Source organism: Corynebacterium sp. MSK122 (genome assembly GCF_030229435.2).
Classification (GTDB): Bacteria; Actinomycetota; Actinomycetes; order Mycobacteriales; family Mycobacteriaceae; genus Corynebacterium; species Corynebacterium marquesiae.
Genome location: NZ_JASPHV020000039.1, coordinates 1 through 10,277 on the forward strand (window position 1 = coordinate 1; position 10,277 = coordinate 10,277).

The following is a 10,277-nucleotide window of genomic DNA, read 5'->3' on the forward strand; positions in this document are numbered from 1 at the left end:
CGCGACCAGGCTAACTGCCTCGCCTGCCACCACGCGCTCAACAGCAGCATCCTTAACATCCTTCGGAGTCCAACGCGTCACAACTACCTCCCGGTCGAAGTGGCGCATTCACCCCTTGACAGCACGGGTTACCTTTCGCCCCACGGGCCCCAAAATTTGGCACTTAGCTGCACTTTGCGTGCAACGTCCGGGGTGAACGAGACCACAGTTGTGGCGATTCTTGCCCGAAATATCTGTCCGATGTGTGGTTTATTAGATGGGTACACACGTGATAAATCGACCGTCGATCCGGGCCCGCGCGATACCAATGCCGGGCCCGGCGCGTGTGAGTAAGAGAGTTTCTCCCTTTCATGTTAAAACGCGCAATCGGAATTTCCATGGCGTTTATCGGCGTCGTCGTGGGCGCAGGCTTCGCCTCCGGCCAGGAGGCCATGCAGTACTTCGTGGCCTTTGGTAACTGGGGCCTGTGGGGCATCGCCCTAGCCGCTGGTTTGATGATGATCACCGGCATCTCCATCCTGCAGCTCGGCTCGTATTTCCAAGCCGAGGAGCACACCGCTGTCTACGACAAGGTCGCATCGCCATTTACCGCCAAGATCTTGGACTGGTCCACCCTGGTGACCTTGTTCGCCATCGGCTTCGTCATGTTTGCCGGCGGCGGTTCGAATATCAATCAGCAGTTCCCATCCATCCCCGTGTGGGTGGGTGCAACTGCCATGCTGATTTTGGTGCTGATCGTCGGCCTGATGGATGTCGACCGCGTAACCGCGGTCATCGGTACCATCACCCCATTCATCATCATCTTCGTGGTGATTGCCACCGGCTATACCATCTTGAATGCAGACGTTGATTTCTCTGCCATGAATGACTGGGCGGTCAACAATGTTGATACCTCGCTGCCTAATTGGTGGCTAGCCGCACTGAACTACACCGGTCTGAACGTGATGACGGCAGTATCCATGTCCATCGTTATTGGCGGTAACTTCCTGGATAACCGTGCAGTCGGCATCGGTGGCCTCATTGGCGGCCTGCTCTACCTAATCCTGTTGGCACTTTTGGTCTTCGCCCTGTTCTTCGAGGCTAAGGACGTCAACGGCCAGGACATGCCGGTCCTGAGCCTAATTTCCGGCATCCACCCGGTACTCGGCGTGTTGATGACCTTTGTCATTTACGGCATGGTCTTTAATACCGCCATCGGTATGTTCTACGCGCTGGGCAAGCGCTTGACCCGCAATAACCCCAAGCGCTTCTACCCGGTTTATGCCGGCGCCTGCATCATCGGCTTCATCTTGTCTTTCGTGGGCTTCCAGGCCTTGGTCAGCAACGTCTACCCGATCCTGGGCTACCTGGGACTGCTGATGATCGTGGTGATGGTCTTTAACCGCATCAAGAACGGCAGCAAGCTCTCGGATGAGTCCGACCGCCGCATGCGCGCACACGAGCTGGTGTCCCGCCGCCTGGACCCGCGCAAGCGCTTTACCAAGAAGAATGAGCGTGAGCTGCGCAAGCTGGCTGCAGCATCCAATATGGAAACCACCGAGTTTGTCACCAATATCGCAGAAGAGATCCACGAGGAGCTCGAAAATGATGATGATATTGAGTATGACCGCGAAGATCCGGAGCCGTCCGTGACCTACGTGCAACACACCAAGCCGGAGGTTCCGTCGTCCACTAGCGACCTCGACTTTGGCAAGAAGGGCACTGGTACCGACTCCGGCACTGGCACCGCCAAGCCGGTTTCTGAGGACTAGCTCCCTCGTCCACTGCTGATAAGCCAAAAGCTCGGCGCCCTCCTTTCCCCATAGCAAGGGAAGGAGGGCGCCGAGCTTTCTAGTGCGTCAGGCGGCGAAGCGGCACTGTCCTAGACGAGCAGCTCTGCAATCTGAATAGTGTTGAGAGCAGCGCCCTTGCGCAGGTTATCGCCGGCGACGACGAGTACCAGGCCCTTGTTATCGTCCACCGTTTGGTCTTGGCGAATGCGGCCGACCAAGGACTCGTCGATGCCGGTGGCGGCGAGCGGAGTGGGGACGTCGGCAAGCGTAACGCCCGGAGCGCCACCCAAAAGCTCGGTGGCCTGCTCTGGGGTGATGGGCTTATCGAACTCGGCGTGAATGGTCAGGGTGTGGCCGGTGAAGACCGGGATGCGCACGCAAGTACCCGCCACCTTCAGCTCCGGAATGTCCAGGATCTTGCGGGATTCGTTGCGCAGCTTTTGTTCCTCGTCGGTCTCCAGGGAGCCATCATCAACGAGGTTTCCAGCCATCGGCAGAGCGTTATAGGCGATAGGTGCCACGTACGGGCCAAAGTCTTCGTCATTAAGCGCGGAGCCGTCGTGGACCAAGCCCACATTGTGCTCACCGACGGAATAGACCTGCGCGGCCAAAGTCTGCACGCCGGCCAGACCGGAACCAGACACCGCCTGGTAAGAGGACACGTGGAGCTTATACAGGCCAGCGGCATCGTGGAGGACCTTCAGCACTGGCATGGCAGCCATGGTGGTGCAGTTCGGGTTCGCGATGATGCCCTTCGGGGTATTCTTGGCTGCCTCGGGGTTGACCTCGGAAACGATGAGGGGAACCTCTGGGTCCTTGCGGTAGGCCGAGGAATTATCCACCACGGTCGCGCCGGCCGCGGCGAATACCGGGGCCCACTGCTTAGAGGTGGAGCCGCCGGCAGAGAATAAAGCAATATCGACGTCGGCAACGGACTGCTCGGTGACCTCAGCGAGGTCTTCTACGGTAATCTGCTCGCCGCGGAATTCCAGCTCGGTGCCGGCGGAGCGAGACGAGGCAAAAAAGCGCACTTTATCCGCCGGGAAATTGCGTTCTTCCAAGATGGAGCGCATAACGCGGCCGACCTGGCCGGTAGCGCCTACGACTGCAACAGTGGTCATGACTTAAAAATCCTCTGTAGTTGATTTTGAGTATTTAACGTCCGGTTCCAGCATAAACCGTGGCTTCTTCTTCGCCGCCAAGCTGGAACTTATCGTGCAGCGCACGAGCTGCCTTATCCAGGTCGGCCTCCCGGGTGAGCACGGAGATGCGGATTTCGGAGGTGGAGATGAGCTCCATATTGACATCGACGTCGCGCAGGGCCTCGGTAAACTCGGCGGTCACGCCCGGGTGGGACTTCATGCCGGCGCCGACGAGGGAGACCTTGCCCACCTGGTCGTCGTAAAGCACATTGGCCCAGCCGCCCTCGGACTTCAGCTTGGTCAACAGTTCCATGGCGCGTGGGCCGTCGGCACGCGGGCAGGTGAAGGTGATATCGGTGGTGCCATCCTCCAGGGAGGAGACGTTTTGCAAGACCATGTCGATATTGATTTCTGCATCGGCAATGACACGGAAAACCTTCGCTGCCTCCCCGGGGCGGTCCGGGATTCCAAGGACGGTGACCTTTGCCTCGGACTTATCGGTTGCTACACCAGTTAGCACTGCTTCTTCCACAGGAATATCCTCCATCGATCCGGTCACTAGGGTGCCGGGGTCATTTGAATAAGACGAGCGAACTCGCAAGGGTACATTGAACGCGCGGGCGTACTCCACGCTGCGCAGAACCAAAATCTTGGAACCTACCGCGGCCATCTCTAGCATCTCCTCGAAGGAGAGTTTCTCTAGCTTCTGCGCGTCCGGGACGATGCGCGGGTCTGCGGTATACACGCCATCGACATCGGAATAAATCTCGCACACGTCCGCATTCAGCGCGGCTGCTAGCGCCACCGCGGTGGTATCGGAACCGCCGCGGCCCAGCGTGGTGACATCGCGCGATTCCTTATTAACTCCCTGGAATCCGGCGACGATGCAGATCTTGCCCTCATCCAGCGCTTCGGTCAGGCGGCCTGGGGTAACGTCCACGATGCGGGCATTGCCGTGGCGCTCGGTGGTGAGAACACCGGCCTGGGAGCCGGTAAAGGACTGGGCATGGGCACCCAAGGATTCCACGGCCATGGCCACCAGCGCATTGGAGATGCGCTCGCCCGCGGTCAGGAGCATGTCCATTTCGCGCCGTGGTGGCACGGGGTTGACCTGGGCGGCAAGGTCGAGCAGCTCATCGGTGGTATCGCCCATGGCGGAGCACACCACAACGACGTCGTTGCCCTGCTTCTTGGTGGCCACGATGCGCTCCGCAACGGCGCGAATGCGGTCTGCGGATTCGAGGGATGAGCCGCCATATTTTTGCACGATCAGGGCCACGGTAAGGATGCCGCCTTTCGTCTTTCAAGGCATCCCTGGCGCGCGCGTCTGCACGCAGCCAGAAATATCTGTCGGTCATTAGTCAAATCCCCATGCTACCCCGCAGGGGTCTAGTCCTCATCATAATTCCTAGACAATGCTTGCTTTTTATTCACACGCCCCGAGCGTAAAGCGCGCCATGCGCCGGCCGCCCCATGGAGAAAAACGCGCGCCATACAGCGCAGAATATGCATATAACAGGAATCTTTACTACCGTTGAGCGGGTGTTAAGCAACCTCCTTGCCATCTTTTTCGCGCTCGCATCCGCGCTGACGGTTGCTTGGGGCACGGTCATCCGCCACCGCATCGCCCTCGACGCCGATGATTCGGTCATGCGCGCCGCCATGTCTAACCCCTTGTGGTGGGTGGGCACCGCGGCTGCGATTGGCGCCTATGGCCTGCAGGTTATCGCGCTCGGCTTCGGCACCTTGCTGGTCGTCCAGCCCATCTTGGTGCTGTCCTTGATGTTTACCCTGCCGCTATCGGCGTGGTACTCCGGCCGCAAGATGCCCTTCCACGAGGTTTTCTGGTCCATTGCGCTGACCATCGCGGTGGGCATCATGGTCATCTACGGCCGACCGGTTGCCGGCAATCCCCGCCCAGAATGGAACGATTGGTGGCCGGCGCTCCTCGTGGGGTTGGCCACCCTCGCAATCCTCGGCGCGGCGGCCGCAAAGCTACCGGATCAGCGCCCTTTGGCATTGGGCACGGCCTGCGGCGTTATTTATGGCTTCGTCGCCCTGCTCTCTAAGGCCGTGGTGGATATTTTCACCCACGAAGGGCTCACCACCCTATTGGCGAGCTGGCAGTTCTACGGCCTCATCGGCCTCGCACTCACGGGCACGGTAGTCCAGCAATATTCCTTTAACGCCGGCCCCCTGGCCCATTCCCTGCCGGCCATGACCATCTTTGAGCCCATCGTGGCCTTCGGCTTGGGCTATATGGTGCTGGGAGAGAAATTCCTCATCGATACGGCCGTCGGTTGGGCAATTATGCTCATCGCCCTGACCGTCATGGTGCTATCCACCATCGTGCTCTCCCGCAGCCCGGTGAGCCAGCGCGGCTAGATGGCCCACTCAAAAACGCCGAGCATATAGGCCGAAAACCACGCGCCAAACAGGGCCCAGGCAATAACCGCCACGCTTGCCGAAGCCCCCTTTTTCACCCACGGCAACAACACGATCACTGCCGGCAGGAGCAGCCGGGGCCGCGAGTGCATGATGCCATCAGAAAGCAGCACATTGGCCATGAGGACGGCAGAAAATAACCAGGCCGCCAGCGGCAGGCGGCGCCACGCTAGCACCAGGCATACCGGAGCAGCGATCATTACGCCGGCGCTGAGCAAGTAGCCGCCATTGGTGGCCCCAGTGAGCGTCTCCCATAGCCAGATAACCGTAGCTTTGCCGCCATCAAAGCCGGAATTCCAATGTTCCTTCTGAATGCCAAAGTAACCGCCAACCTCTTTTAAGTGGCTGCTCGACCACCACAAATAGCCCACCAGCGGCACGACGGAAAACGCCACCGCGGCCCAGGCTCGCCAGTCCTTTCGGGCCCGCAGCAGGACCATAAGCCCAAAGACCGCAACGAGGTCCACCGCGGTAAGGCGCACGAGCCCGGCCACAAAGATATACGCCGCGGCGGCCCACCAGCGCTCGCCCACCAGCGCCACTACCGCCCAGATGGCCAGCGCCCCAAAGAGCGCCTCGGTATACGGCATGGAAAACACGATGGACATCGGCGCGCTGGTTACCACTACAGCGCTGAGCACTTGGGCCCACTTCCCCATGCCCATCTGCGCCGCCAAGGCCATCACACCGGCGGCCAGCGCGATGCTAAAGAGCACGTTAAGCGCAATAGCGGTGCCGGCCTCGCCGGTTCCCAGGATGCCGCTTATCGCACGTACGAGGAAAGGAAAGCCCGGAAAGAAGGCCATGGTCGTCTCGTGGACCGGCCCATCCGTAGAGATATCCGCACCGAAGTACCCGCCGCGGGCGATTTCTACGTAGTGCTTGGCGTCCCACTTATTAAGCAGTCCCCAGAGCTTATCGTCCTGCACGGCGGCCACCGCCGCGAGCAGGCCTACGCGCACCGCGGCTCCAATGAGCGCAACGAGCGCGGCAGGCGCCCACAAGGAGCGCAGTAAGGATGGCGAGTTAGGTACGGCATGGCGGGCTGTAGACACGAAAAGCATAGTACCGCACCGTCACCGCGTCTCATTGAATGAAATCTCTTGCCACATAGTGAGAGAGCCTGTAGTGTGACCGATATGACACAGCGGATTGACCTACTCCTTATCTGCCGCGGCGGGATTTCGGCCTAAGCACTGGCCAGCGCCCCGTCGCGGAGTCCGGCTACCCAAGCCCAGCTGGCCGTCTCCCACAGACACCACAGACAAGGAAACCGCACCACCATGTCCCCCACTGACTCTTTTATCAGCGCTCCTCGCGATATCACCACCCCTAACGGCCCACGCCGCGGAGGCCAGCCCGCGTGGAATAAGCAGCGCGGCTCGGCCATGCCCCACGAGCGCTACCAGCCCTTCGCCGTCGAGGTGGAAGACATCGACCTGCCGGACCGCACGTGGCCCAGCAAGAAAATCACGCACGCCCCACAATGGTGCGCGGTGGATCTGCGCGATGGCAACCAAGCGCTGATTGATCCCATGAGCCCAGAGCGCAAGCACCGCATGTTCGACCTGCTGGTCAAGATGGGCTACAAGGAAATCGAGGTCGGCTTCCCGTCCGCCTCCCAAACGGATTTCAACTTCGTCCGCGAAATCATCGAGGGCAATAAAATTCCCGATGACGTCACCATCCAGGTACTAGTCCAGGCCCGCGAGCACCTGATCCGCCGCACCTTTGAGGCCTGCGAGGGCGCCAAGAACGTCATCGTGCACTTCTATAACTCCACCTCGAAGCTGCAGCGCCGTGTGGTCTTCCGCAAAGACAAGCCCGCCATTAAGAAGCTGGCTACCGACGCCGCCGCACTCATCAAATCCATCGCCGCGGATTACCCAGACACCACGTGGCGCTGGGAGTACTCCCCCGAATCCTTCACCGGCACCGAGCTAGACTTCGCCCGCGAAGTCTGCGATGAAGTAGTAGAGATCATGGATCCCTGCCCGGATAATCCGATGATCATCAACCTGCCCTCCACCGTGGAGATGATCTCACCCAATGTCTACGCCGATTCCATCGAATGGATGCACCGCAACCTGGCCCGCCGCGAAGACATCGTGCTCTCCCTGCACCCGCACAATGACCGCGGCGAGGGGATCGCCGCCGCCGAGCTGGGCTTTATGGCCGGCGCGGACCGCATCGAGGGCTGCCTGTTTGGCAACGGCGAGCGCACCGGCAACGTCGATCTCGTCACTTTGGGCCTGAACATGCTCACCCAGGGCGTGGACCCGCAGATAGATTTTTCCGATCTGCCGCAGATTCGCGAAACCGTTGAATACTGCAACCAGCTGCGCGTGCCAGAGCGCCACCCCTATGGCGGCGAGTTGGTCTTTACCGCCTTTTCCGGTTCCCACCAAGACGCCATCAACAAGGGCTTGGATGCGCTGGCGGCCACCATCCGCCCCGGCGCGAACAATACCGAGGTCTCGTGGGAAGAACTGCGCGAGGCCACCTGGGAGGTTCCCTACCTGCCCATCGATCCCAAAGACTTGGGCCGCGACTACCAGGCGGTCATCCGCGTCAACTCCCAGTCCGGCAAGGGCGGCGTTGCCTACATCATGAAGACCGACCACGGCATCAATATGCCGCGCGCCATGCAAGCGGAGTTTTCCACCGTGGTACAAGAAATCACCGACTCCGAGGGCGGCGAGGTCAATTCCAAGAATATGTGGGACATCTTTGCCACAGAATTCCTGGACCGCGAGACCCCGCTGACTGTGGAGGCCTTCCACATGGACAACTCCCCGGCCGCTGACGGTGACGTCGCCGTGACCGCCACGGTGGCCTTCCGCGGGGAAAAGTCCACTGTCTCCGGCACCGGCAACGGCCCCATCGCGGCGTATGCCAACGCGCTGGAATCCCTGGGCATCGACTTCGAGGTTATGGAATACTCCCAGCAGTCCCGCTCCGCCGGTGACGACGCCGAGGCCGCCTGCTATATCGCTGCCGAGGTCAACCAGAACAAGGTCTGGGGAGCAGGCATCGCCGGCTCCACCACGCGGGCTTCCATCAACGCGATTAACTCCGCCGTCAACCGCGCCCTAGCCTGAGCCCGCCCGTCGGCGCTAAACACCAGCGCCGCGCCCCGGCGTGGTAGAAGGGTGGGTATGCCTTCTTCTACCTACCTCATTCCGCACCGCGGCTTGGGCGCCGTGCAGGCCCTGCCCATCTATGGTGCGCAGACGAAGGAAAACCGAGAGTTCACCGTCACCCTGGCGCCCCGTCAGGACGGTGGCTTGGAGGTGCGCACCGCCTCCCCCATCGGGCACATCACCAGTGCCGACCGCGCCGAGTATCCCGAAATAGATCTACTATTTCGCGCCGGGCTCACCCCTGCAGCCACCGCCGCGCCGCAGCCCGATGGCTCACTGTCACTGCTGCTGCCCCGGCCGGGCCTTTGCCTGCCGGCAAATAATCCGCCAGCGGGCCCGTGGACAATGCTGGGCTATGCCCCGCCCATCAATATCACCGATCTCCCCGCAGATCTGGATATTCCCGCCCAGGCCCGCATGCACGTGTTGGTGACGCTCTCACCCAGCACCACCGGTTCCGGCACCGATGCCTACCTGGGCCCGCGGTGGCTGGGGCGGTTGGAAGGGGTGGACGTCGCCAAGCAGGGCATAACCCTAGCCCACGCCTACCATGCGCCGCGCAGCACCGGCCGGGTACTCAGTATCTATGCGGGTGCGCCGCTGCCGGATTCAAAGGAAGCCTCGCTTGCCGACGCCACCCCTACCTCCCCCGCCGCCACCGAAACCTTCGAAACCACGAGCTTCCGCGCCATAAGCATCGATGACTCCGCACCGCACCGCCAGTGGTGGCCTGCCCTCATTGCCCTACTGATGATTGCAGCGCTTATCGCCGTAGTCATTTTTATCCTGTAGAAACTTTTGCTCAGGACAACGCCCCTTATTCACCGGCAGGGAAATTGGAAATGGCCCAAGTCAGTGCCTAAAATACGGTGTTACTATTGTCCTGTATAGAAAGGCCCCAATGACTTCGCTGGATTCCGCCACCTACGTGGTCCCCGACCACGGTTTTGGCGTGATCCATAATCTGCCCGTCGGGGATGTTTCGCCAGAAGTTTTCAGCGAATTGCTCGAGTCCACCGCCGCGGAAGGCGGTTATTTCTCCGCGGAACTCGGTCCCCGCACCGCCCAGGAAGGCTTCGCGGTTCGGATCGATGACTCGCTTGTGGGTCACCTCAGCGCCGCCGACTCCCAGGCCTACGCCCTCTTTGACTGGATTCTCAGCGCCGGCCTGCACCCGCACGCCACTGCCCATGTGAGCATGACGGACGCCTCCGGCGAAGAATGGCCCACGCTCAACCTATTCCTGCCGGCACCGCACCTGTGCATCCCCGCCAATAACCCGCCGGCGCAGCGCTGGACCATGCTGCCCGGCGAGACCACCGCCACATTAACGGAATTTTCCAAGGACGTCACCGGCTTTCCGCAAACCGACGAGCACTACCTCGTCTCTTTGCACACCCGCGGTTTCCTGCGTCGAAATACCGTTGATGTCTATGTCAATAGCACCTTCTTAGGCTCCCTCCCGCGAGACGCCGCCCGCGAGATTGCCCCCGCCGTGCTCGACTGCACCAAATCCGGCCGCCTGGCCATTGCCCACGGCTACTTCCACTACAACGCCGATGACCGCCCCGCGCTGACCATCTACGCGCACAACGCCGCCAATAAGCACCACGCCGGCCTAGTCTTAGGCATTGTCGCCGGTGGCGCCGCCATCATGTCCGCGGCCACCGCAGCCCGCGCACAGGCCGCACCCGCTGTTCCCGCCGGCACTACTGCCGGCGCCTGTCTCTTATACACATCTGACGCTGCCGACGAATAGCCAAGAGTGTAGATCT

Annotated in this window: 8 protein-coding genes; 5 read left to right on the forward strand and 3 right to left on the reverse strand. The window is 61.0% G+C overall.

Going from position 1 to position 10,277, the window contains the following annotated elements; all coding sequences use genetic code 11:
* The first annotated feature begins 350 nt into the window (after nucleotides 1–350).
* Complete coding sequence (locus QP934_RS11035; RefSeq protein ID WP_419127545.1) at nucleotides 351–1,751, forward strand: hypothetical protein; 1,401 nt, start codon at nucleotides 351–353, stop codon at nucleotides 1,749–1,751.
* Between the two features lie 110 nt (nucleotides 1,752–1,861).
* Here the strand turns inward: QP934_RS11035 and QP934_RS11040 are convergent, their stop codons facing one another.
* Nucleotides 1,862–2,893, reverse strand: a complete 1,032-nt coding sequence (locus QP934_RS11040) for an aspartate-semialdehyde dehydrogenase (protein WP_419127546.1) — start codon at nucleotides 2,891–2,893, stop codon at nucleotides 1,862–1,864.
* 34 nt (nucleotides 2,894–2,927) lie between these two features.
* A complete protein-coding gene (locus QP934_RS11045; protein ID WP_179387282.1) occupies nucleotides 2,928–4,193 on the reverse strand; it encodes an aspartate kinase in 1,266 nt (421 codons plus the stop codon).
* Nucleotides 4,194–4,420: 227 nt separating this feature from the next.
* Here QP934_RS11045 and QP934_RS11050 point away from each other — a divergent pair, with 227 nt between their 5' ends.
* Complete coding sequence (locus QP934_RS11050) at nucleotides 4,421–5,299, forward strand: DMT family transporter (protein WP_340419441.1); 879 nt, start codon at nucleotides 4,421–4,423, stop codon at nucleotides 5,297–5,299.
* On the opposite strand, the gene QP934_RS11055 is transcribed toward QP934_RS11050, so the two are convergent.
* The gene (locus QP934_RS11055; RefSeq protein ID WP_419127547.1) at nucleotides 5,296–6,423 is read right to left on the reverse strand and encodes a mannosyltransferase family protein; all 1,128 of its coding nucleotides are present in this window, start codon (nucleotides 6,421–6,423) and stop codon (nucleotides 5,296–5,298) included. The genes QP934_RS11050 and QP934_RS11055 overlap by 4 nt on opposite strands.
* Nucleotides 6,424–6,642: 219 nt before the next feature.
* Between QP934_RS11055 and leuA the strand changes: the two genes are divergently transcribed.
* From leuA to QP934_RS11070, 3 genes are all read left to right on the forward strand, one after another.
* Complete coding sequence (gene leuA, locus QP934_RS11060; RefSeq protein WP_419127548.1) at nucleotides 6,643–8,460, forward strand: 2-isopropylmalate synthase; 1,818 nt, start codon at nucleotides 6,643–6,645, stop codon at nucleotides 8,458–8,460.
* A gap of 57 nt (nucleotides 8,461–8,517) precedes the next feature.
* Complete coding sequence (locus tag QP934_RS11065; RefSeq protein WP_419127549.1) at nucleotides 8,518–9,294, forward strand: hypothetical protein; 777 nt, start codon at nucleotides 8,518–8,520, stop codon at nucleotides 9,292–9,294.
* A 109-nt stretch (nucleotides 9,295–9,403) separates the two neighbouring features.
* Entirely contained in the window at nucleotides 9,404–10,261 is an 858-nt protein-coding gene (locus QP934_RS11070; protein ID WP_419127550.1) for a hypothetical protein, read from the forward strand.
* Nucleotides 10,262–10,277 lie beyond the last annotated feature (16 nt).